Below are 21,986 nucleotides of genomic sequence, written 5' to 3'. Positions count from 1 at the left end.
ACTGGAACACACGCTAATGACGAAGAGACTCGTTTCCACAGTGGTTGCACTCGGTGCCAGCGCGCTCCTGTCTTCCTGCAACTTCGATCAGCCGAAAGCGGGCTGCGTCGTGCAGGATGCGGAGGACTGGTTCGCCCGGTACCAGCTGAAGGAAGGCACCATCTCTCCGAACACGGCGGACTGCGTGGAGCGGATGGGGAACATCAAGGGCGAGACTTTTGGCGTCTTCAAGTACACGGACCCCAAGAGCACGGATACCTCGAAGCTCGCCATCCGTCCCTTCACCTTGACCTTCTACGGGCCGCAGTGGGATCCGCAGCAGCCCCAGGCGGTGGACCCCACGAACGCCGTGGGAACGCTGCCTCGGGATCCGCCGAACGAGGAGGACTCGCTGTGCCCCTCGACGAACATGACGGTCGCCAGCGCTGAGATTCCCGTCGATGCGGAGTCCACGTCGCTGGCTGAGTACAAGTTCGAGAACGTGCAGGTCTACTCGGCGCCCAGTGCTCCCGGCACGCAGATGGGCGGCGATGTGACCATCACGCTGGATGGCTGCACTGCCAAGTACTCGTTCCGGGCGCTCTGGCCGTTCGTGGGTTGCGACCCCACGGCCGCGGATGCCTGTGGCGAGGGCTCGGGTCTGAACCCCGACTTCAAGGTCAACTGCGACGCGAACGCTCTGTCGGCGGACGTGGCGGAGTACTACGGGGAAGAGGCGGCCTGCGTGCCGACGGATCCCATCCCGTCCTTCAAGTAGGCTGAAGCCCGCTGTGTAGTTTCCACGGCCCCGGCTGCCCTCCCCCTTGGGAGTGGCTGCACGGGGCCGCGGTGTTTAGAGAGGATTGGAGCAGCGCTGGAGGAGCATGGAGGGCCGTTACTCACTCATCGAAGGTGTGCGCGCACGGATCGCGGACGAACAGGGCACGCTCTACAAGGAGGCGCCCTACCGGGTGGCCCTCTGCTACCCGAGCCCCTACCACGTGGGGATGAGCTCGCTCGGCTACCAGACGATCTACCGGGAGATCCACCAGCACCCGGGCACCTCCGCCGAGCGCGTGTTCCTCCCCGATGATGTGGAGGCCTACCGCCGGACCCGCACGCAGCTGTTCTCCTACGAGTCCGAGGCCCCTGTCTCCGGCTTCCCCATGCTGGCCTTCTCCGTGGCCTACGAGCTGGAGATGACCGGCTTCTTCTCCTTGCTGGAGCTGTCGGGGCTGCCGCTGCTCAGGGAGGAGCGGACCGAGCGGCACCCGCTCATCGTCGCCGGCGGGCCGCTGACCTTCTCCAACCCGGATCCGCTGGAGCCCTTCGTGGACGTGCTCGTCCAGGGTGAGGCGGAGGATCTCATCCACACTCTGCTGGAGGCAGCCGTCTCCATGGAGCGGGAGGAGCTGCTGAGCTTCCTGGCTCGCACGCCCGGCTTCCGGGTTCCCGGGAGGGGAGGGGCTCGCTACTTCGTCTCCAAGGCCCAGGACACGCGTCTGCCTGCCCGCTCGCAGATCATCACTCCGAACACGGAGCTGCGCTCGATGTTCCTCATCGAGCCCGAGCGCGGGTGCTCTCGCGGCTGTCACTACTGTGTCATGCGGCGCACCACCAACGGGGGCATGCGGACGGTGCCTCCCGAGCGCGTGTTGTCGCTCATCCCGGAGAACGCTCGGCGCGTGGGCCTGGTGGGGGCTGCGGTCACGGACCACCCCCGCATCGTCGAGTTGCTGCGCACCCTGGTGGATGCCGGGCGCGAGGTGGGTGTGTCCTCTCTGCGCGCGGACCGGCTCACGCAGGAGCTGGTGGACACCTTGCGGCGTGGCGGCGCGACGAACCTCACCGTGGCCGCGGATGGGGCCTCGCAGCGGATGAGGGACCTCGTGGACCGCAAGCACTCGGAGGAGCAGATCGTCCGCGCGGCGAACTTCGCTCGGACGGCGGGGATGAAGCAGCTCAAGGTCTACAACGTCGTCGGCCTGCCGCACGAGGAGGACGCGGACATCGACGAGCTCATCCGCTTCACCACCGAGCTGTCCCGCATCATCCCCGTGGCGCTGGGCGTGGCCCCGTTCGTGGCCAAACGCAACACGCCGCTGGATGGCGCACCCTTCGCGGGTATCCGCGAGGTGGAGGCGAAGCTGGAGCGGCTGCGGCGCGGGCTCAAGGGGCGGGCCGAGGTACGGCCCACGTCCGCTCGCTGGGCGTGGGTGGAGTACATGCTCGCCCAGTGCGGTCCGGAGGCGGGCCTGGCCAGCATGGATGCATGGAAGGCCGGGGCGGGCTTTGCCGCCTTCAAGCGGGCCTTCGAGGCGCGGGGCTGCGTGCCGTATCTGGCCCGGCGCGTCGAGGACGGCCGGCGCAACCCCACTGTTTGGCCCACCGTGCCTGCGGTGGCTCCTCCCGGCGCCGACATGGCTGCTCCCGTGGTGGGGGCTCGCCCCTCGTAAACGTGTGCACACATGACGCCAGGGCGGTGAACGTCTTGCGCCGGGCTCCGTCAGGCTCTGCTAGAAGACCGCTGGCGCCGTGGACTGGCGCGACGAGGAGAACCGGTGAGCACGGAGCGCGTGGACAAGGCGTGGCAGAGCAAGGGACTCGAGGCGTACTCGACGGAGGCCATCACTGGGACGCTGGGGCACTATGGAGCCCCGGTGGCCGAGGCGGACTTCCAGAAGCTCGCCGAGTCCTCCTGGCCGCAGGACATTGGCCTGGAGTGGGGCAAGAAGTGGAAGGGCACCGGGCCCTTCAAGCCCTTCCCGTGGGCCGCCGCGGAGGAGCTGTGGCGCCGGTGGGTGCCCAACCGGTTGGCGCCGCACGAGTTCTCCCACGGACTGGCCGAGCTGATGGGCTCGCTGACGACGCTCCTGCAGGGCAAGCAGGACGCTCCGGTGGGCGCCGCCTTCGAGCGCATGAAGGCCATCCGCCAGCGCATGCCGCTGGATGACAAGGGGCAGCCCCTGCTGGCCTTCGTCGAGCGCGCGCTGGGCGGCTTCGACGAGAAGGTGGCCGAGATGTTCGACTCCATGGCCGAGGCGCTCGTCAAGGCGGGCCACGCGGGTCACGCGGACTCGTTCGCCGAGTTCGAGGAGTTCCTCCTGCCGGATCGCAAGGGGATTGCCACGGCCATCGTCCGCGCTTCCAAGGGCGAGCGGGACGCGGGCATCGTGGACCTGGAGAACGTGACGGCGGACACGGCTCGGACGCCGCTGGCCCGCCTGCTCGCGGTGGATGGGTTGATCCACCTGGGCGCGTGGCCGCAGGCGGTGGCGCGTGCTCGGCCGATGATGCTGCAGGCGGAGAAGGATGGAGACATCCACCTGGCGATCGATCTCTGCGCTCGGCTGGAGCACGTCTACAAGGCCACGGGAGACCGTGGAGGCCTGCAGGCGCTGGCGCCGGATGCCGCGCGGCTCAGCGAGATGCACGACCGGATGCACCCCGGCCACCGTCACCGCCGCTGACGAACCGGCTCTTCAGCCGGGGCCTCACCCTCTGAGCTGGGCCCACGGGAACACCTACTCGACGTCGGTTCCCGTGGGAGCGAGAGGCGCGCTCTCGGAGGCTTCTGGCGCTGAAGAGGCCTCTCCTGCTGGCGTCTCCCGCTCCGATGGAGCTTCCTCGGCCTCGGCGCCCTTACCTGCGCCGCGCTTGAGCGGGATGCAGAGGACGCTCGGCACCGCGTCGAGCACCTCGCGGCAGGGCACGACCGCTCCCACAGTGGTGTAGCGGATCGCTCCCGTCTTCGTGGACGTGTGCTTGAGCGAGTACGCCTTCGCGCGCGGCAGGAACCACTCGCGCACCTGCTTCAGCGGAAGCACGTGCAGCTCCGCCTGGGCCAGGAACACGTACATCATCAGATCCGCGCCGCTGTAGAGGAAGCAGCCCGGGGTGTCCTTCTCCACGTTGGACACCAGCTCGAACCAGTAGCGCCGGCTCCGCTGACGGTCGCCCTTCACTTCGATGCCGCGGACCTCGCCCGTGGGCAGCTCCCACAGCAGGTCCACGCCCCGATGCTGGAAACGCGGATCCAGCTGCACGTCATGGACATGCGAGCCCGGAGCCGTCTCCATCATCCAGGTGCGGGCGTGCTGCACGGCCCGATCGGCCGCTCCCTGCACGCCCCTCATGCTGAAGCTGCGTGGCATTGCCTAGCGGCGCAGCTCCACGCCCGAAGCCACCAGCTGCACCTCGCGCGGCTTGCCGTCCTTGCCGCGAGCAATGATCGCGCCCTCGCTCTCGTAGTGCTTCGCGCGCTCGTCGCTCAGCTCGGCCACCTGCACCACGCCCTCCACCCGAGCCGTCGAGCCCGCTGAGTCCAGCGGCACGAAGAAGCCGTAGTCCTTGAACGTCACCCGCACCCCGGGGCCCTTCGCGTCCTTGGCGGTGGCCAGCTCCATCCAGCAGCCCTTCCGCTCGCACGCCTTGCGCACCTGGCCCTCGAGCAGCACCGTCTTGCCGTCATGCTCCTGCGGCTTGGCCAGCAGGTCCGCGAGCTTCACCGCCGGAGCGCCCTTGAGCGCCTCTCCGCGGGTCAGCGTCCAGCCGCCCTGGGGCGAGGCAGCGGCGGCCTCGGGCTGGGCCGGGTGGTGGCAGTCCGCCTCGGAGGTCTTCTCCACGGTCTTCGCAGGCTGCGTCTTGGCGGGAGCAGGCTCGCCAGCGAGCGCCAGCATGGGGATAGCAACCAGGGTCAGAAGGGCAGTGCGGATCGTCTTCATAGCCCTGGCGCATAGCCCAAAAGTCTTTGCCCCGGCAAGGCGGCCACATCTCCCAGTCCACACTTCCATACGCTCGCGCTAGACTGTTTCCCGTGAAGTTCCATCTACCTCCTGCCAACCGGAAACCTGGCCTCGTGGACTACCTGGGGCTCATCGGGCTCATCGGGCTGCTCATCGCCCGGTACATCCCCGTGGCGAAGCTCATCCCCTTCTGGGGCTGCATGCTTCGGCAGACCACGGGCTGGCCTTGCCTCGGCTGTGGGCTGACCCGGGTGGCCGACAGGGTGGCGCACTTCAACATCCTCGGGGCCTTGGACGCCAACCCGCTGGGCACCGTGGCGGCGCTGCTCTTCGCCCTCATGGTGGTGCTGTCGGTGCTGCATCTGGTCTTCGCAATGCCCATTCCCCGGGTCGAGCTCTCTCCCGATGAGTGGAGCCGGGTCCGCATCGCTCTGGCCGTGCTCGTCGCCGTCAACTACGCCTATGTCGTGGTGAGGACGCGTTTCCCCCACCTGCTCATGTGAGCCCTGCGTGCTCGCCGCCCTCCTCCTGCTTGGCTACCTGGCAGGCTCCATTCCCTTCGGGGTGCTGGTGACGCGCTGGGCTCGCGGGGTGGATGTCCGCGCCGAGGGCAGCGGGAACATCGGCGCCACCAATGTGGCGCGCGTGGCGGGCAAGAAGCTGGGAGTGCTCGTGCTCGCGCTGGATGCCCTCAAGGGCACGCTGCCTGTGGTGCTCGCGCTGAGGATGATGCCGGACAGCCCTCGGGTGCATGTGGCGGTGGGGCTCGCCGCGTTCCTCGGTCACTGCTTCCCGGTGTGGCTCAAGTTCCGGGGGGGCAAGGGTGTGGCCACCGCGCTCGGTGTGCTCGTCGTCCTCGTGCCGCTGGCGGCGCTCGCCGGAGCCGTCGTCTATGGGCTGGTTCTGGCGACGACACGCGTGAGCTCGTTGGGCTCGCTGACGGCGGGCGTGGCGTCGGTGGCCACCGCGTTCTTCACGGCCCGCGCGCTGGAGTACGCGATCCTCTCAGGGCTCTTCTTCGCCTTCATCCTCTGGACGCACCGGAGCAACATCTCGCGGTTGCTTCGCCATACCGAGCGCCGCCTCTGAGCCGGGCTCCTTCGAGGTGAGCGGAGGCGCTCCGAAGCGGTAGCCCAGCAAGGTGCAGGCGATGGGGCCGTTCCACACGTCCCGGCGGCTGGAGGGACGCGCGTGGAAGGCACTCTCGAAGCCCGGGTTGCCGGCGAGCACGTACACGCGCCACCCGTCCAGCTCCTGCAGGTTCTCCCCGAGCTTGAAATAGAAGGCCTTCATGCCCTTCTGTCCGCCCGAGCCGATGCGCTCGCCATATGGCGGATTGGTGATGAGCAGTCCGCCGCCCTCGGGGATGGGGAAGGGCTTGGTGGCATCGCCCTCGGCGATCTGGATCTCCTCGGCGAGCCTGGCTGCCTTCACATTGCGGCGAGCGGCCTCCATCGCTTCCGGATCCTTGTCGAAGCCGCGCAGCGGCACGAGCACCTTGCGCTCATTCCGGCGGGCATCCGCGCGCAGATCCTCGAGCAGCTCCTTCGCCCGAGCCCCCAGGTGCGGCCAGCGCTCCACTGCGAAGGAACGACCGATGCCCGGGGCCCTTCGCCGCGCGATGAGGCCTCCTTCGATGAGCAGTGTTCCAGAACCGCACATCGGATCCACGAGCGCCTCTTCGCCCGTGTAGTGAGCAGCTCGGAGCAGGGCGGCGGCCAGGGTCTCCTTCAGCGGCGCGGGAGTCGGGCGCACGCGGTAGCCGCGGCGGTGCAGGGGCTCGCCACACAGGTCCAGCGAGAGGGATAGCTTCTCGCGCGCCAGGTGGGCCACCACGCTCACGTCGGGGCTGCGGGTGTTGACGTCTGGCCGTGCGCCCAGGGTGCCGCGCATCCGGTCCACGAGGGCATCCTTCACCTTGAGCGCCACGAAGCCCGAGTGGCTGTGCTCCGTGTCTCGCAGTGTCGCCTCCACCGCGAACGTGCTCTCCGGCGTGAGGTGTTCCTCCCACGGCACGCTGGCGGCCGCCTCGTAGAGCCCCTCCGCGCCCTGGGCCTCGAACTCGCCGAGCGGATAGAGCACGCGCATGGCGATGCGGGACCAGAGGCACACACGCAGGGCCTCATCGAGCGTGGCCAGGAAGCGCACCCCTCCTCGATCCTGGCGGATGCGTTTGGCCCCCAGCTCCTTGAGCTCCTCGGCCAGGAGATCCTCGGTGCCGCGGGCAGTGGTTGCGAAGAGCGGGATGCGTTCAGCCATGGAGTCGCCCTTAACGGACGCCGAGGCGCTTGGGAACGACGAAGAGACTTATTGGCCCACCACCTCATACATCGCGAAGGTGGAGTCATCCGCGACACTGGCGGCCTTGGCCACCTGGAAGTCCGGAGACTGGAGGTAGGCGCGCAGCGCGTCCCGGTCCCGCCACCGCGTCACCAGCAGGAACTCCGGCTGGCGTTCGAAGGAGCGCAGCACCTCCAGGCCGAGGAAGCCCTCGTGCCTGTCCACGAGCCGCGAGCGCTCCTGGAAGCGGGCGATCAGTTGCTCGGCCTGCTCGGCGGGAGGCCGGAAGCGCGAAATGGCGACGATCATGGACTCCTCGAGCCGTTACATCGCGCCCGCGCCTGGCATGTCGCCCACCGCGCGGATGAGCACCTCGCGAGGCTTGGCGCCATCCGCGGGCCCCACCACTCCGTCGCGCTCCATGCGCTCGATCATGCGCGCTGCGCGGTTGTAACCGATGCGCATCTTGCGCTGGAGCATGGAGATGGACACCGCGCGCATCTCGCTCACGGTGGCGAGCGCCTGATCGTACAGCTCGTCGGACAGCTCGTCCTCCTCGCCGCCTCCTTCCACTTCCTCGTCGCGCGGCTTGAGGATGGACTCGTCGAAGACGGGCTTGCCCTGGGCCTTCAGGTGGTCCACGGCGCGCTTGATCTCCGCCTCGGAGACGAAAGCGCCGTGCACACGCTGCAGGTGGGCGCTCGTGGGCGGCATGATGAGCATGTCGCCCATGCCGAGCAGGGCCTCGGCACCCACCGTCCCGAGGATCGTCATCGAGTCCGGCTTCGAGCGCAGCATGAAGCTGATGCGCGTGGGGAAGTTGGCCTTGATGATGCCCGTGACGACGTCCGTCGAGGGGCGCTGCGTGGCGACCATCAGGTGGATGCCGGCGGCGCGAGCCATCTGAGCCAGGCGCGCGACGTAGGTCTCCACCTCGCGGCTGGCGACCATCATCAGGTCCGCGAGCTCGTCGATGATGACCACGATGTAGGGCAGCTTCTTGAGCTCCTTCTTCTCGGGCTCGAGGACCTCGGCGACAGGGGCCTCATCGTCCTCCTGGGCCTCCAGCGCCTCGGACGCGTCGGCATCGGAGTCGGCGGCCTCGACCTGAGCCTCGTCAGGCTCGGGCTCGGACACCACGGCCTCGCGCATGTCCTCCATATCGTCCTTGGGCGCGGCGACCCCAGGCCCGTCGTTGGATGCGGAGGCAGCGGCAGGCTCGGCATCGCCCTGGGCCACATCCACCACGAGCACCTTCTTCTTGGACTTCTTCTCCGCCGGAGCCTTCTCGACGGTGGGCTTCTCCTCGGAGGCGCTGCTCTCCACCAGCTTGTTGAACCCGGCGATGTTGCGCACACCGGCCTCGGAGAGCATCTGGTAGCGGCGCTCCATCTCCTCGACGGCCCAGCGCAGCGCGAGTGCGGCCTTCTTGGGGTCGGTCACCACGGGCAGCAGCAGGTGGGGGATGCCCTCGTAGACGGACAGCTCGAGCATCTTCGGGTCCACCATGATGAAGCGGACCTCCTCCGGCGTGGACTTCAGGAGGATGCTCATGATCATCGAGTTGACCGCCACCGACTTACCCGAGCCGGTGGTGCCGGCGATGAGCAGGTGCGGCGCCTTGGCCAGGTCGAACACGTAGGGCATGCCCTCGATGTCCTTGCCCACGCACATGGTGAGGCGGCTGGCGCCCTTCTGGAAGGCGTCCTGCTCGGCGATCTCCTTGAGGAAAACCGTCTCGCGGTCCTTGTTGGGCACCTCGATGCCCACCACGCCCTTGCCGGGGATGGGGGCGACGATGCGCACGCGCATGGCCTCCATGGCCATCGCGAGGTCATCCTGGAGCGCGGCGATCTTGCTCACCTTGATGCCGGGGCCCGGGAGGAACTCGTACATGGTGACGACGGGGCCGGGGCGGATCTCCACCACCTCGCCGACGATGCCGAAGTCGGCCAGCTTGGCGCGCAGCTTCTCGGCGGTGACGAGGAACGCGTCCTTGTCCAGCTCCGAGCGCTCCTTCTTGTCGCACTCGAGCACGTCCAGCGGCGGCAGCGAGAAGCTCTTGCGGCCTCCGACGAACTCGAACTGCTCGGTGCTCCTCTTCGGAGCGCTGGGCTTGGGCGGCGCCTTGGGCTCCACGATGAGCGGCATGCGCGCCAGCGCGGAGGGCGGCGCGGGAACGATGGCGGCGGCCGGGTTGGCGGAGGGAGCAGCGGGAGCCGCCACTGCCGCAGCCGGGGTAGGAGGCAGGCTCGAAGCCGCAGCGGTGGGCGCAGGCTCCGAGGCCATCTGGGCTGCCAGCGCCGAGGCCGGCATGGGCGGCACGGAGTTGGGGGCGGCCGGTGCCGTGACGATGTTCGGCATCTTCCGCTCGCGCTTGCGAGGGGGCTCGGCCGTCTCCGCGTTGGCTGTGGTGACGTTGGCTGCGGCGGGCGTGGGCGCGAGGAAGGAAGCCCAGGCAGGATCGGCTCCCGGAGCCGGGCGCTTCTCGGCCAGGGTCGAGGCAGGCAGGGCGGGGGAGGACTCCGTGGTAGCGGGCAGGGCGGCAGGCTTCTCCTTGTCCTTGAGGCGGGTCTCGCGGGCGGTCTCCTTGGCCTGCTTCGCCGCCAGCTTCGCGGCCTGGAGCTGCTCCTTCTCCTGCTCCCGAGCCAGACGCACGGCCTCCTCGGCCATGGCCTCGGCCTCGGCGGCCTCAGCTTCCGCGGCATCACGCTCGGCTTCCTCGAGCTCCTCCTCATCCGCCTCGAGCTGGGCGAGGAATGCGGCCTCCTCCTCCTTCTCCTGAGCGAGTCGCTCCTGGCGCTGGCGGTACGCCTCTTTCTGCGCCTCCATGAATGCTGCGCCGGACTCCTGCAACTGGCGTCCGAGCACACTCAGGCCCGCCCATGCCAGGGCACACAGCTTGAGGAACGTGTACTGCGTGCCGACGATGAGCGCGGCGACGGACACTGCCGTCACGAGGATGACGGTCCCCACGGTGGAGAACAGGCCCTGGAGCACGTTCGCGAGCCCCGCGCCCACGGAGCCACCGGGCGGATGGGCCCAACCCGGATCTCCTCCGAAGATGAGCTGCGCCAGCACGGCGGCGCTCAGCGTGAGCAACCCCAGGGCGAGCATCTGCGGCAGGCGGCGGCGCTCGCGGTTGCCCACGAAGATGATCATCGCCGCGTAGAGCCCACCGATGGGAACCAGGTAGGCACACACACCGATCAGCCCGCGCAGGGACTCGGCGATGAGGTGGCCCATGGGCCCCACGCTGTTGCGGAACCCGGGACCTACGCGGTCCCGCGCATCGAAAGTTGCCACCGACAGTAGGGAAATGAGAGACGCAGCCAGGACAAAGACGCCCACCAGCGCCTTTCGCCCCGAACCTCCGGTCTGCATCTTCTTCTCCGCCAGCGCCTTGCGGCGCGCGGCGATGTCCTGCCGAGACAGGACCGTCTTCTCCGCCCTGGCCTTCCTGGCCGTCATGACCGTTCCTCTTGATCCCGTAGCAGGCTGTAGCGACTGCGCGAGCGAGTGTAGGGAGGGAGGGGGGGAGGTCAATTTTCCAGCCTGCCGTCCGAGGAACCGGGAGCGTGAATTTGAGGTCTTACCGCTCTTGGAGACAGTATGGTGATCGGACCGAAGTGGTCAGGCGGGGTACATGGACGTTCGCTGCGAGCGCTGTAAGACGCAATACGAGCTTGACGACTCCCGGATCTCGGAGACCGGCGTCACCGTCCAGTGCACCAACTGCCACCACGTCTTCGTAGTGAAGAAGAAGGCCCTGGTCGTCACGGTGCCGGTGAAGCAGAGCAAGGTGCCGCAGACGCCCTTGATGGTCTCATCGGAGACCGGGGCTCCTCCGCCTTCGTTGCCTCCGCCGGGGCTGCGCCCGCTGTCGCCGCCCATCGACATGCCTCCACCGGTGGCCACGGCCGCTCCGCCGCCGGCCCCAGCCGCTCCGCCACCGGCTCCCGCTGCTCGGCCAGCAGCCACTGCCGCGCCTCCACCCGAATCGCCCGCTCCTGCCTTGCCTCCCGCCACCGCTTCTTCGGGTTCTCGGGAGTGGCGTGTCCGCCAGGTCACCGGCAACGTCTTCACGCTCAAGGACCTCACGACGCTCCAGAAGTGGATCGTCGAGCGCAAGATCGTGCGCGATGACGAGATCTCCGTCACAGGGGACACCTGGAAGCGGTTGGGGGACATCGCGGAGCTGGCGACCTTCTTCCAACTGGTGGACGAGGCCCAGAAGGCCGCGGTGCTCCAGGCCCAGCTCGGACTGGTGCCCGGAGCGGCTCCTCCAGGAGGGACTCCTGGGGCGCAGCCTCCGTCCCCGCAGCGGCCCTCGCCTCCCTCGGAGCCGCCTCCGCCGAAGCCCCAGGGGAGCCGGCTGCCTGCGATCCTCATCACGCTCCTGGTGCTGCTCGGGCTGGGAGGGGCGGGGTACTACTTCCTGGTCGTGATGCCTCGGCCGGAGGAAGAGGCACAGCGAGCAGCCGCGGTGCGGCTCGAAGCGGAGCGGTTGGAGAAAGAGCGCCTCGAAAAAGAGCGGCAGGAGAAGGAGAAGCAGGCGCAGCTCCTCGCCGCACAGCAAGCCGCCGCCGAGGCGCAGCTTCGAGCTGATGCTGGGAGCTCGGCAGGCACCCCGGAGGACGGGGGAGCACTCGCCGTGGGCGCACCGGATGCCGGAGACGCAGGGCTCGAAGGGGATGCGGGGCCTGGGGCAGACGCGGGCGCAACCCTGGACGCAGGGGCAGGTGCGGACGCAGGGGCGACCCTGGATGCCGGGAGCCCTGCCGACGCGGGAGCCCCCCTGGACGCAGGTACACCAGGTGTGAAACGGCCGGCCCCGGTCCGGGACTTCGACTACTACATGGCGCAGGGAGACCGGCTCCGGGAGAGGGACCGCTCCGAGAGCGCCCTGGACGCCTACGCGCAGGCGGCGGAACTCGAGCCGGAGCGGCCCGAGCCCTACACGGGCCGGGGATTGGCACTTCTGGACATGAATGACCCTCGGCAGGCCGAGCCCGAGTTCAAGCAGGCACTCAAAATCAATCCAAAATACGGGGAAGCCATCATGGGACTTGCGGAGACCTACCGCTCCCAGGGAAAGAAGGCAGAGGCAATCCGCTACTACGAGCGGTACCTTGAGATCCTGCCGAACGGACCCGAGGCTTCGGTCGCGCGTAGCGCCATCGAGCGGTTGAAGGAGTGAAGGAGACCCACATGCCCGAATTCGACAAGCCGTCGTCCACCGAGGAGGAGTACTTCGCCCGCGAGGAGATCGAGAAGAAGCGCAAGCTCGCCCTCCAGCAGGCCGAGGAGATGGCCGCCAAGCGGCGCGAGGAGCTCATGCAGCTCCACCACATGAAGTGCCCCAAGTGCGGCATGGACCTGCAGACGCTGACCAAGGGCAAGGTGGAGATCGACACCTGCTTCAACTGCCATGGCGTGTGGCTGGACGCGGGCGAGCTGGAGCAGATCCTCGCGCAGGGGAGCGAGGGTGGCGGCAAGGTGATGGGCGCCGTCCTCAACCTGTTCAAGCGCAAGTAGTCGGAGGGGCTCCGGATGAAGCTCACGACCGAGCAGGTGCGTCACGTGGCCAACCTGGCGAGGCTCTCGCTGACGCCCGAGGAGGAGCAGCGCTATGCGACGCAGCTCTCCGCGGTGCTGGATGCGGTGACGCAGCTCCAGGAGCTCGACGTGAGCGGAGTGGAGCCTACCTCGCACGCCACGCTCGCGTCCTCGCTGCTGCGCGAGGATGCGACGCGGCCCTCGCTGCCGCCGGAGAAGGGGCTGGCCAACGCTCCTTCCAAGATGGGCACTGCTTTCGCTGTTCCCAAGATCATCGAGTGAGGCCATGGAGCTGACCGACCTGTCGATGCTGGAGCTGGCGGCGAAGCTGGCCGCGCGCGAGGTCTCCTCCGTGGAGGCGACGCGGGCGTGCCTGGCGCGGATCGCCCAGGTGGATGGGAAGGTGAAGGCCTTCCTGCGAGTGGACGAGAAGGGCGCGCTGGCGGCGGCCGAGGCCAGCGATGCGCGCCGCAAGGCGGGCAACCCCGCGAGCCCGCTGGACGGAGTGCCCATCGGGCTCAAGGACATCTTCCTCACCGAGGGGGTGGAGACGACCTGCGGCTCTCGCATCCTGCAGGGCTTCGTCCCGCCGTTCGATGGGACGGTGGTGGGGCTGCTGAAGCAGGCGGGACTTCCGCTCCTCGGCAAGCTGAACATGGACGAGTTCGCCATGGGCTCGTCCAATGAGGGCAGTGCGTTCGGGCCTACGCACAACCCGTGGGCGCTGGACCGTACGCCGGGAGGTTCCTCGGGAGGCTCCGCGGCAGCCGTGGCGGCCCGTGAGGCATTCGGTGCGCTGGGTACGGACACGGGCGGATCCATCCGTCAGCCGGCGGCGTTCACCAACCTGGTGGGGCTCAAGCCCACCTACGGGCGCGTGTCGCGCTATGGCGTCATCGCCTTCGCCTCGTCGCTGGACCAGGTGGGGCCCATGGCGCGCACGGTGGCGGATGCGGCGGCGCTGCTGCAACTCATCGCCCGGCATGATCCGCTCGATTCCACCTCCGCGGCCGTGGAGGCACCGGACTACCGGGAGGATCTCGAGGGTGGCGTTCGAGGCCTGAAGCTGGGCGTGCCACGCGAGTACTTCATCGACGGCATGGATCCGGAGGTACAGGCCACGGTGCGCGAGGCCATGAAGGCCTACGAGCGTCTGGGCGCGACGCTCGTGGACGTGTCGCTGCCGCATACGAAGTACGCACTGGCCACCTACTACCTCCTGGCGCCGGCGGAGGCCTCCAGCAACCTCGCTCGTTACGATGGCGTGCGCTACGGCCTGCGCGCCAAGGACGCGAAGGGCCTGCGGGAGATGTACGGCCAGACGCGGGATCGGGGCTTCGGCTCCGAGGTGAAGCGCCGCATCATGCTGGGCACGTACGCGCTGTCCGCTGGCTACTACGATGCCTACTACCTGCGTGCCCAGAAGGTGCGCACGCTGATCCGGCAGGACTTCACGAAGGCCTACGAGCAGGTGGACGCCATCCTCTCGCCGATCTCGCCAGTGCCTCCGTTCAAGCTGGGTGACAAGGTGGACGATCCGCTGTCCATGTACCTCATGGACGTGTTCACCCTGCCGTGCAACCTGGCGGGGCTGCCCGGGCTGTCGCTGCCGTGCGGCTTCACGAAGTCGAACCTGCCCATTGGGCTTCAGATTCTCGGCAAGCCGTTCGACGAGGCGCGACTGCTGCGCATTGGCCGAGCCTTCGAGCGTGAGCACGACTTCCACCGCCGCTTTGCCCCGCTCTAGCGGAGCGCCCCAGGTACCGCCATGCCCCTGAGCGATTTCCAGCCTGTCATCGGTCTCGAAGTTCACGCGCAGTTGCTGACGAAGTCGAAGATCTTCTGTGGCTGCTCCACGGAGTTCGGCGCCGAGCCCAACCGCAATACCTGCCCGGTGTGTCTGGGCATGCCCGGTGTGTTGCCGGTGCTCAACCAGCGGGTGGTGGAGTTCGCCGTCCGCACGGGCCTGGCGCTGGGCTGCACCATCAAGAAGACGAGCATCTGGAGCCGGAAGAACTACTTCTATCCGGATCTGCCCAAGGGCTATCAGATCACCCAGTACGACCAGCCCATCTGCGAGTGGGGCAAGCTCGCCATCGACATGCCCGAGGGCGAGAAGGTCATCCGCGTTCGCCGCATCCATATGGAGGAGGACGCGGGCAAGAACGTGCATGACGCGGCGGTGGGCGAGAGCCTGGTGGACCTGAACCGTGCGGGCGTGCCGTTGTTGGAGATCGTCAGCGAGCCGGACCTGCGCAGTGCGGACGAGGCGGTGGAGTACCTCAAGGCGCTGCGAGAGGTGCTGGTGTACCTCGGGGTGAACGACGGGAACATGGAGGAGGGCTCGTTCCGCTGCGACGCCAACGTGTCGGTGATGCGCAAGGGCGCCACGCAGTACGGGCAGCGGGTGGAGCTGAAGAACATCAACTCGTTCCGGTTCATCAAGCAGGCCATCGAGTACGAGATCGGCCGGCACGTGGAAGTGATCGAGTCGGGCGGGAAGATCGATCAGGAGACGCGGCTCTGGGACACGCAGCGGGGCGAGAGCCGCTCCATGCGCTCGAAGGAGGACGCGCACGACTACCGCTACTTCCCGGAGCCGGACCTGCCGCCGCTGCACGTGGCGGACGGGCTGATCGATCAGATGGCGCAGGGGCTGCCGGAGCTGCCGCGCCCGAAGCTGCAGCGCTTCATGAGCCAGTACGGGCTGCCTGCCTATGACGCGAAGCTGCTGTGCGCCGAGCGCCCGCTGGCGGAGTTCTTCGAGGCGTGTGCACAGCACTATAAGGACTACAAGAAGCTCTCCAACTGGTTCCAGGGCGAGCTGGCGCGCCTGCTGAACGAGGGTGGTGGCACGGCGGGCATCTCCACGTTGAAGTTCACCCCGGCGCAGCTGGGCGAGCTGCTCACGGCGGTGGAGAAGGGGACGCTGTCGAACAACGCGGCCAAGGACGTGCTGGGAGAGATGTTCCGTACGGGCAAGGCGCCGGACGCCATCATCGCGGAGAAGGGCCTGGCGCAGGTGAGCGACTCGGGCGCGGTGGAGGCGGTGGTCGACGACATCCTCGCGAAGAACGCGGGCGAGGTGGAGAAGTACCGGGCGGGCAAGAAGCAGATCTACGGCTTCTTCGTGGGCCAGGTGATGAAGGCCATGAAGGGCAAGGGCAACCCCGCCCTCGTCAACGAGCTGCTGAAGAAGAAGCTCGGGGAGTGAGCACCGCATGAGAAGGGCTCTGGCTGTCGGAATCCTGGCGGTGTCCGCGCTCGTGGCTTGCGGAGATTCGGTTGAGCCCTGCCTCGAGCCGCCTGCGGGCTCTCGTTCCGATGTGACGCTGGCGTTCGACGATCAGACTGGCTTCGCCGTGGCGGAGTGCCCGAACCCCCCCAGCGACTTCAACGGACTCTTCTTGGTGCGAGGGACCACGGGTCAGCGGCTCTTCGAGGACAGAGCTCCGGACGACCTCATCCAGGCGAGTGACTTCGATATGGAGGTCGTTTCCAAGGCCCTCCACGGCACGCCGTCCTTCCACCAAAGCTTCGTGAGCCCGCTGCGCGGGAACTGCGATCGCACGGCGGACCCGAAGTACGAAGCCGTCATCGTGTTTCTGTCGGATTGGGCGGATGTGGACTCCAGCCTCGAGCGGATCGGACACGCGCTCAACGAGGCCGCCTTGGGTGAGACGGTCCTCGTTGCTGTGCATCCTCCGTTCTGCGCCGACTGAGCGGCTCGAGCGCCGGTTCAGTTACACGAGTACGTGTACGAGGACGGCGTGCTCCAGGTGCCATCGGGGTTGATGGACCTCACCGTGTACCCGCTGCTCGGATAGCTCGTGCCCCAGCAGTCCCGGGCGCGCACGTCGTTCCGGACGGCGGTGGAGAGGTCCCAGTTGCCCAGTCTGCGCTGCTTCTCGTAGGCGGCGACGCGATCGACGGCATCGACCCAGGTCGAGTCGGAGGAGAGCGTGTCCCGGCGCTTCTCGAGGAACTTCTGCAGCCAGGCGCTCTCGGTGATGCCGTTGTAGCCGATGACAGGAGCCACCTGGCCGCTGTTTCCGAGCGCGGTGTTGGTGGCCTTGATGATGGCCTTGGCTCCGTCCTCGCCGTGGTTGATGAAGGCGTCGTAGAGCTCGGCCTTCGTGAGCGCCTTGACGAGCCCCCACTTCGCGGCCGTGTTCATGGCCGGCGTGTAATAGAGCTGATCGCTGATCTGATCCTGGCAGCCTTTGAAGTCCGCGCGGGTGGTGGAGTTGTTGTAGCTGGTGGCCCAGTCGGAGGGCCAGTTGCCGACCGCGTCGAGCTCGGCCGTCGAGGCCTGATCCTCACCGGTCGAGAGGAAGCGGTTGTTGATGGTGGTGAGCCCCGACATGTACTTGGCCATCAGGTTGCCATTGGCGGCGCTCCGCTTCGCCACGTAGCACTGGATGACCATGATGGCGTCGCCCGTGCCGGTGCAGAAGCCCGCGCGCCCGTTCGTGTAGCCCCGGCCATCGTCGATGTCCTCCGAGTACGCGTAGTCGAGGGTTGGCGTGTCGTTCTCCCAGATGCTGGTGAGGGCCTCGGCCACCTTCTTCTGGTTGGCCGTCATCCCGAAGGTGCCTCCATCGGTCCCGCCGTCCGTGCCACCATCAGAACCTCCGGAACCGCCGTCCGTGCCGCCATCCGTGCCGCCATCGGATCCACCGTCCGTGCCACCACTGGAGCCGCAGCTCGAATCCGAAATCTGGATGTTGGTGGCGGTGAACGAGGAGGACGAAGTCGTCGAGTACTCGAACGTATAGGAGCTGTTCACGCCGACGGTGAGGTTCGAGGTCCGTGAGTAGGTGCAGACGGTGCCGCTCTGGGTATGCGTCCAGCCGGCCTCGTCATGGTCGCACGTGACGCCGCTCGGGACGCCGAAGGCGATGGTCGGGCGAGTCATCGCGGCCGTGCCCGTGTTGCGGAACGTGATCGTGCCCCAGTAATCCGAGCCCACGTAGGTGTTCGTCGTGATGGTGTAGGAACAGGCTGCGAGCGCCGCGACGTTCGGCTCTGGTAGTTCCTCCTGGCTCTCCTCCGCGCTTCCGCAGGCGATGACCGTGGCGGCCAGCCCAGCCAATGCCAGCCGGTGGCTCCATCTGCGGGATACCCCGTAGTGACGCTTGCTCATGGTGCTGCTCCTTTTCGTGCCGGTTTCCAACCTGTGCTGCTGATGCAACGCAGATGAGATACCGGAAAACCCCAAGCGATCTCGGATAAATCAGATATCCCGTTTTTGTCAGACCACCCAGTTAAAACTGTCCATGTCTGACGGAAAGGTATTCACCGTTAGAGCAGTTTTTCAGGGAGCTGAAAGAGAGGGACACATGAGAAATTCCAGTTTGAAATTCCTGGCGGGTGCGCTGATGGGCCTCGCCCTGGCGGGTTGTGGCGCGGAGTCCGAGCCGCAGCCCTCGGAGCTGTCGTCGGCCTCCATGCAGAAGGATCTGGTGCAGGCCCGTCCGATCAAGAAGCTCGTTCCCCGCCGCTACATCGTCGTGTTGCGGCAACCCGCGGCCTCCCAGCGTCTTCAGGCGCAGGAGATCCAACAGCTCGCCACGAGCCTCGCTCAGGAGCACGGCGCGAAGGTGGAGCAGACCTACTCCCATGCGCTGAGCGGTTTTGTCGCGGAGATGGATGAGGCGAAGGTGGAGGGGCTGCGCCGGGATCCGCGTGTGGAACTGGTCGAGCAGGACGCGGTAGCGCGCACCGCGACCGAGCAGCTCAACGTCACGTGGGGGCTGGATCGCATCGATCAGAGGGACCTGCCGCTCAGCGGCAGTTACAGCTACTGGATGACGGGGGCGGGGGTGCATGCGTACGTCATCGACACGGGCATCCGCCGGAGTCACACGCAGTTCCAGGGGCGCATCGGCGCTGGCTACGACGCGGTGAGCGCGGGAGGCACGGCGGAGGACTGCAACGGCCATGGCACACACGTGGCAGGTATCCTGGGAGGCACGACTTGGGGCGTCGCCAAAGGGGTGACGCTCCACCCGGTGCGCGTGCTCGACTGCACGGGTGAGGGCACCACCTCGAGCGTCATCGCTGGCGTGGATTGGGTGACGGCCCATCACGTCTCGCCCGCGGTGGCCAACATGAGTCTGGTCGAGGAGGCCTCGGGCGCACTCGATCAGGCGGTCCGTAATTCCATTGCCTCGGGCGTCACCTATACGCTGGCCGCCGGCAACGACTTCATCAACGCCTGCAGTGTTTCTCCGGCGCGCACCGCCGAGGCCATCACCGTGAGCGCCACCGATGCCAACGACGAGCGGGCCTTGCTCGCCAACTTCGGAAGCTGCGTGGACATCCTCGCGCCGGGCGCCGATATCACCTCCGCCTGGAACACCAGCGACACCGCGTCGGAGATGCTCAGCGGTACCTCCATGGCCAGCCCGTACGTGGCCGGGGCGGCGGCGCTCTACCTGCAGGCCAACCCCTCAGCCTCGACCGAGACGGTGGCGTCGGTATTGACGGGCTTCGCCTCGGTGGGCCGCATCGTGTCTCCGGGGGCGGGCTCGCCCAACCGCCTGCTCTACTCGGGCTTCATCCAGGCGGGCGGTGATATCACCGTGCCCCAGGTGCAGCTCACGGCTCCCTCGGGAGGCTCCACCCTGCAGGGCACCGTGCTCGTCAGCGCCAATGCCTCGGACAACCTGGCCCTCGATCGCGTGGAGTTCTGGGTCAATGGTCGTCTTCGTTTCACCGACTTCGTGCCGCCGTATGAGTTCTCGTGGGACACCACCACCACGGCGGCGAACGGCTCGACCACACTGGTGGCCAAGGCGTATGACACGTTGTTCAACGTGGGCAGCAGCGACCCTGTGGGCGTCGTCGTGCTGAACCCGGGTATGGCCAGCTACGACTCGACGCGCCGGGTGCCCATCTGCACCAGCGTGAGCTCCTTCTGCGACTCCGGCCCGCTCCTCGATGGCCGTGGCTTTCTCGGGCCCGAGGTCAACGCTCCGAACACCATCGCCTCGAGCTGCCCGGATGGGAACTCCGGCATCTACCACTATGATGAGTCGTTGGATCGGCTGCGCATCTCCACCGTGGACGGCAGCCCGTTGGTGGAGGGCAAGCAGGTGAACATCTCGGCCACCGTGTGGGCGTGGTCGACCCCGTCCTACGATTGGTTGGATCTCTTCCATGCGCCGGATGCCAACAATCCCGTGTGGACGTACCTGGGCTCGCTCCAGCCGGCACTGGCGGGCAGTCAGATGCTCTCCACCAGCTTCACGCTGCCCGCGGGTGGGCTGCAGGCCATCCGTGGCGTCTTCCGCTACAAGGGCGTGTCCGCCAGTTGCTCCGAGTTGTCCTACAGCGATAACGATGATCTGATCTTCGCGGTGAGTCAGCCAGATGCTCCGCCCCAGGTGTCGCTCACGGCTCCCGGGAATGGCGCCATCGTGGGGGGCACGGTGAAGCTGACGACCAATGCCAGCGATGACAATGGCGTCGCGCGAGTCCTGTTCTACGCGGGCGGCAGCGAGCTTGGTCTCGCTCCCCTGGCGCCGTTCGAGCTGAACTGGAACACGACGAGCGTGGCGGATGGGACGTACGTGCTCACTGCCCGAGCGGTGGACAGCGCGGACCAGACGACGGACTCGGCGGGCATCTCCGTGACGGTGGACAACACCGCGCCGGCGGTGGCGCTGACCTCTCCGGTGAGCACCACGCTGCAGGGCACGGTGAACGTGGAGGCCTCGGCCAGCGATCTGCACGGTGTCTCGCGCGTGGAGTTCTACGATGGGAGCGTGCTGCTGGCCTCGGATACCAGCGCTCCCTACAGCCTGTCCTGGAACACGCTGGCTGTGGCCAATGGCAGCCACACCCTGAAGGCCAAGGCCTTCGATTCGCTGGGGAACGCCAGCGAGGTCCAACTGGCGGTGTGGGTCGACAATGATTTCACTCCGCCCACTGTCAGCCTCACCGGGCCTGCGGGTGGCTCAGTGGTGAGTGGCACGGTGGCCCTGACGGCGAATGCCACGGACGATCATGCGGTGGATCAGGTCAACTTCTACGTGGGCACGCTGTATGCCGGCTACGACTCGAAGGCGCCCTACCAGGTGAACTTCAACTCGCTGAGGTTGCCCAACGGCACGTACACCGTGACGGCCAAGGCCTACGACGCGGCGGGGAACCTCACCGTGTCCCAGGGCGTGAGCATCACCATCCAGAACTGAGCGGAGCGTCAGGTCCAGCGGAACGGGCGCCGGGAGAAGTGTTCTCCCGGCGCCTCCGCTTTTGACGTCAGCGCTCGAGGAGTCCAGGCGCGTGTGAGGAGATGTGGCAGGTCGGTCGAGTCTGCCGGAGGGGAGCACGCGACTTCCTGGTGCCGCGAGGCGCTGCCTACTTGATGAGTCCGATCTCCCGCAGGCGCTGCTGGAGGAATGCGTCCGCGGTGATGGGGGGCAGGCTGGTGCCCGTGGCGGTGATGGGCAGGGTCTCGAGCATGCACTGAGGGTAGGGGTGTACGAAGAAGGGCATCGAGTAGCGCGTGGTGTCGTCCTCGGCGTTCTTCGGGTTCACCACGCGGTGCGTCGTCGCGGGAATCACCCCGTTCGTCACGCGGCTGAGCATGTCGCCCGAGTCCACGACGATCTGTCCACGCAGCGTGTCCACCGGGATCCACTCTCCGTCACGCGTGAGCAGCTCGAGCCCCGAGGCGGTGCCCTCGCAGAGCAGGGTGATGAGGTTGATGTCCTCGTGCTCGGCGGCGCGCACCCCACCGGGGATGAAGCGGTCGCGCAGGGGCGGGTAGTGGATGAGCCGCAGGATGGAGTTGCCGTCCTGGGCCATGGCGCTGAAGGTGTCTCGCGCCACGCCGAAGTACTCCGCGAGCGCCTGGAGCATGACCGCTGCCGCCGAGTCGAGCGCGCCAAACAGATCGAGCGTGTTCCGCCGGAAGGACTCCACCTCCGCGGGCCACACGTTGGGGCCATAGTGGGGCGAGAAGTGGGGGTGGTTCGGGGACAGCTCCCGGCCCACGTGCCAGAACTCCTTGAGGTCGCCCACGGTGCGGTTCTTGGCGTGCTCCTGCCCGTAGCCCGTGTAGCCGCGCTGTCCCGCGCCTCCCGGGACGGTATACTTGCGCTTCGCGTCTTCTGAGAGTTTGAAGAAATACTCGACGTCCGAGTAGGTACGCCGGATCAGCGCGTCATCCACACCATGCCCCTCGACGGAGACGAAGCCGAACTCCTTGAGGGCGTCGCCGAGCACCTGGACGAAGCGGGCGCGCTCCCGAGGAGAACCTGAGCGGTAGTGGGAGAGGTTGACGAGCGGGATGCGACGAGCCGAGGTGGACATGGTGGCGGACTCTACCCAGGCCCTCGGGTCCATCAACCCAAACCGTCCGTGCATCGAGCGCTCTCGTCCGCTACCCTGGCAGGGAAGCAGGGCTGTCAT

At 67.4% G+C, this 21,986-nt stretch carries 19 protein-coding genes; 12 read left to right on the top strand and 7 right to left on the bottom strand.

Annotated elements, in window-relative coordinates; all coding sequences use genetic code 11:
- Positions 1-16: 16 nt before the first annotated feature.
- The 3 genes from KY501_RS25035 (at position 17) to KY501_RS25025 (ending at position 3,449) form a co-directional block, all read left to right on the top strand.
- The gene (locus tag KY501_RS25035; RefSeq protein WP_224365864.1) at positions 17-757 is read left to right on the top strand and encodes a hypothetical protein; all 741 of its coding nucleotides are present in this window, start codon (positions 17-19) and stop codon (positions 755-757) included.
- Between the two features lie 106 nt (positions 758-863).
- Positions 864-2,435 (top strand): radical SAM protein, encoded by a 1,572-nt coding sequence (locus KY501_RS25030; RefSeq protein WP_224365862.1) that lies wholly within the window; start codon positions 864-866, stop codon positions 2,433-2,435.
- A gap of 105 nt (positions 2,436-2,540) precedes the next feature.
- Positions 2,541-3,449: a hypothetical protein gene (locus tag KY501_RS25025; RefSeq protein WP_224365860.1), complete on the top strand. Its 909-nt coding sequence runs from the start codon at positions 2,541-2,543 to the stop codon at positions 3,447-3,449.
- Between the two features lie 54 nt (positions 3,450-3,503).
- On the opposite strand, the gene KY501_RS25020 is transcribed toward KY501_RS25025, so the two are convergent.
- A complete protein-coding gene (locus KY501_RS25020; protein WP_224365858.1) occupies positions 3,504-4,133 on the bottom strand; it encodes a hypothetical protein in 630 nt (209 codons plus the stop codon).
- A gap of 3 nt (positions 4,134-4,136) precedes the next feature.
- On the bottom strand, positions 4,137-4,658 hold the full coding sequence (locus KY501_RS25015) for a DUF4920 domain-containing protein (protein WP_309242991.1): 522 nt from the start codon (positions 4,656-4,658) through the stop codon (positions 4,137-4,139).
- Between the two features lie 137 nt (positions 4,659-4,795).
- Here KY501_RS25015 and KY501_RS25010 point away from each other — a divergent pair, with 137 nt between their 5' ends.
- Together KY501_RS25010 and plsY are read left to right on the top strand one after the other, a co-directional pair.
- Positions 4,796-5,227, top strand: a complete 432-nt coding sequence (locus KY501_RS25010; protein ID WP_224365854.1) for a DUF2752 domain-containing protein — start codon at positions 4,796-4,798, stop codon at positions 5,225-5,227.
- A gap of 7 nt (positions 5,228-5,234) precedes the next feature.
- The gene (gene plsY / locus KY501_RS25005; protein ID WP_224365852.1) at positions 5,235-5,813 is read left to right on the top strand and encodes a glycerol-3-phosphate 1-O-acyltransferase PlsY; all 579 of its coding nucleotides are present in this window, start codon (positions 5,235-5,237) and stop codon (positions 5,811-5,813) included.
- Here plsY and KY501_RS25000 read toward each other — a convergent pair.
- Genes KY501_RS25000 through KY501_RS24990 form a run of 3 tightly spaced genes read right to left on the bottom strand, consistent with a single transcriptional unit; the run spans position 5,730 to position 10,475 of the window.
- Positions 5,730-6,983, bottom strand: coding sequence for a THUMP domain-containing class I SAM-dependent RNA methyltransferase (locus KY501_RS25000; RefSeq protein ID WP_224365850.1), 1,254 nt, complete (start codon positions 6,981-6,983; stop codon positions 5,730-5,732). The genes plsY and KY501_RS25000 overlap by 84 nt on opposite strands.
- Positions 6,984-7,031: 48 nt before the next feature.
- Positions 7,032-7,313, bottom strand: a complete 282-nt coding sequence (locus KY501_RS24995) for an antibiotic biosynthesis monooxygenase family protein (RefSeq protein ID WP_224365848.1) — start codon at positions 7,311-7,313, stop codon at positions 7,032-7,034.
- Between the two features lie 15 nt (positions 7,314-7,328).
- Positions 7,329-10,475 (bottom strand): FtsK/SpoIIIE family DNA translocase, encoded by a 3,147-nt coding sequence (locus tag KY501_RS24990; protein ID WP_224365846.1) that lies wholly within the window; start codon positions 10,473-10,475, stop codon positions 7,329-7,331.
- A 175-nt stretch (positions 10,476-10,650) separates the two neighbouring features.
- Here KY501_RS24990 and KY501_RS24985 point away from each other — a divergent pair, with 175 nt between their 5' ends.
- Genes KY501_RS24985 through KY501_RS24960 form a run of 6 tightly spaced genes read left to right on the top strand, consistent with a single transcriptional unit; the run spans position 10,651 to position 16,285 of the window.
- Positions 10,651-12,204, top strand: coding sequence for a zinc-ribbon domain-containing protein (locus KY501_RS24985; RefSeq protein ID WP_224365844.1), 1,554 nt, complete (start codon positions 10,651-10,653; stop codon positions 12,202-12,204).
- An 11-nt stretch (positions 12,205-12,215) separates the two neighbouring features.
- Entirely contained in the window at positions 12,216-12,542 is a 327-nt protein-coding gene (locus KY501_RS24980; protein WP_224365842.1) for a TFIIB-type zinc ribbon-containing protein, read from the top strand.
- 15 nt (positions 12,543-12,557) lie between these two features.
- Positions 12,558-12,845 carry an Asp-tRNA(Asn)/Glu-tRNA(Gln) amidotransferase subunit GatC gene (gene gatC / locus KY501_RS24975; protein ID WP_224365840.1) on the top strand — a complete coding sequence of 96 codons (288 nt, stop codon included), beginning with the start codon at positions 12,558-12,560 and terminating at the stop codon, positions 12,843-12,845.
- A 4-nt stretch (positions 12,846-12,849) separates the two neighbouring features.
- On the top strand, positions 12,850-14,310 hold the full coding sequence (gatA, locus tag KY501_RS24970; RefSeq protein ID WP_224365838.1) for an Asp-tRNA(Asn)/Glu-tRNA(Gln) amidotransferase subunit GatA: 1,461 nt from the start codon (positions 12,850-12,852) through the stop codon (positions 14,308-14,310).
- 21 nt (positions 14,311-14,331) lie between these two features.
- On the top strand, positions 14,332-15,777 hold the full coding sequence (gene gatB / locus KY501_RS24965; RefSeq protein ID WP_224365836.1) for an Asp-tRNA(Asn)/Glu-tRNA(Gln) amidotransferase subunit GatB: 1,446 nt from the start codon (positions 14,332-14,334) through the stop codon (positions 15,775-15,777).
- Positions 15,778-15,784: 7 nt separating this feature from the next.
- A complete protein-coding gene (locus KY501_RS24960; protein WP_224365835.1) occupies positions 15,785-16,285 on the top strand; it encodes a hypothetical protein in 501 nt (166 codons plus the stop codon).
- A 17-nt stretch (positions 16,286-16,302) separates the two neighbouring features.
- Here KY501_RS24960 and KY501_RS24955 read toward each other — a convergent pair whose 3' ends face one another.
- Positions 16,303-17,709 carry a chitosanase gene (locus KY501_RS24955; RefSeq protein WP_224365834.1) on the bottom strand — a complete coding sequence of 469 codons (1,407 nt, stop codon included), beginning with the start codon at positions 17,707-17,709 and terminating at the stop codon, positions 16,303-16,305.
- A gap of 196 nt (positions 17,710-17,905) precedes the next feature.
- Between KY501_RS24955 and KY501_RS24950 the strand changes: the two genes are divergently transcribed.
- The gene (locus tag KY501_RS24950; RefSeq protein ID WP_224365833.1) at positions 17,906-20,764 is read left to right on the top strand and encodes an Ig-like domain-containing protein; all 2,859 of its coding nucleotides are present in this window, start codon (positions 17,906-17,908) and stop codon (positions 20,762-20,764) included.
- Positions 20,765-20,930: 166 nt separating this feature from the next.
- Here the strand turns inward: KY501_RS24950 and KY501_RS24945 are convergent, their stop codons facing one another.
- Complete coding sequence (locus tag KY501_RS24945; protein ID WP_224365831.1) at positions 20,931-21,887, bottom strand: isopenicillin N synthase family dioxygenase; 957 nt, start codon at positions 21,885-21,887, stop codon at positions 20,931-20,933.
- Positions 21,888-21,986: the final 99 nt, after the last annotated feature.

Source organism: Hyalangium versicolor (genome assembly GCF_020103695.1).
GTDB lineage: Bacteria > Myxococcota > Myxococcia > Myxococcales > Myxococcaceae > Hyalangium > Hyalangium versicolor.
The sequence above is the reverse complement of the archived record's forward strand: the minus strand, read 5'-3'. Positions and strand labels throughout refer to the sequence as shown.

Coding starts and splice junctions, on each gene's coding strand:
- KY501_RS25035 (WP_224365864.1), top strand. CDS start 17: ATGACGAAGAGACTCGTTTCCACAGTGGTTGCACTCGGTGCCAGCGCG.
- KY501_RS25030 (WP_224365862.1), top strand. CDS start 864: ATGGAGGGCCGTTACTCACTCATCGAAGGTGTGCGCGCACGGATCGCG.
- KY501_RS25020 (WP_224365858.1), bottom strand. CDS start 4,133: ATGCCACGCAGCTTCAGCATGAGGGGCGTGCAGGGAGCGGCCGATCGG.
- KY501_RS25015 (WP_309242991.1), bottom strand. CDS start 4,658: ATGCTGGCGCTCGCTGGCGAGCCTGCTCCCGCCAAGACGCAGCCTGCG.
- KY501_RS25000 (WP_224365850.1), bottom strand. CDS start 6,983: ATGGCTGAACGCATCCCGCTCTTCGCAACCACTGCCCGCGGCACCGAG.
- KY501_RS24995 (WP_224365848.1), bottom strand. CDS start 7,313: ATGATCGTCGCCATTTCGCGCTTCCGGCCTCCCGCCGAGCAGGCCGAG.
- KY501_RS24990 (WP_224365846.1), bottom strand. CDS start 10,475: ATGACGGCCAGGAAGGCCAGGGCGGAGAAGACGGTCCTGTCTCGGCAG.
- KY501_RS24985 (WP_224365844.1), top strand. CDS start 10,651: ATGGACGTTCGCTGCGAGCGCTGTAAGACGCAATACGAGCTTGACGAC.
- KY501_RS24980 (WP_224365842.1), top strand. CDS start 12,216: ATGCCCGAATTCGACAAGCCGTCGTCCACCGAGGAGGAGTACTTCGCC.
- gatC (WP_224365840.1), top strand. CDS start 12,558: ATGAAGCTCACGACCGAGCAGGTGCGTCACGTGGCCAACCTGGCGAGG.
- gatA (WP_224365838.1), top strand. CDS start 12,850: ATGGAGCTGACCGACCTGTCGATGCTGGAGCTGGCGGCGAAGCTGGCC.
- gatB (WP_224365836.1), top strand. CDS start 14,332: ATGCCCCTGAGCGATTTCCAGCCTGTCATCGGTCTCGAAGTTCACGCG.
- KY501_RS24960 (WP_224365835.1), top strand. CDS start 15,785: ATGAGAAGGGCTCTGGCTGTCGGAATCCTGGCGGTGTCCGCGCTCGTG.
- KY501_RS24955 (WP_224365834.1), bottom strand. CDS start 17,709: ATGAGCAAGCGTCACTACGGGGTATCCCGCAGATGGAGCCACCGGCTG.
- KY501_RS24950 (WP_224365833.1), top strand. CDS start 17,906: ATGAGAAATTCCAGTTTGAAATTCCTGGCGGGTGCGCTGATGGGCCTC.
- KY501_RS24945 (WP_224365831.1), bottom strand. CDS start 21,887: ATGTCCACCTCGGCTCGTCGCATCCCGCTCGTCAACCTCTCCCACTAC.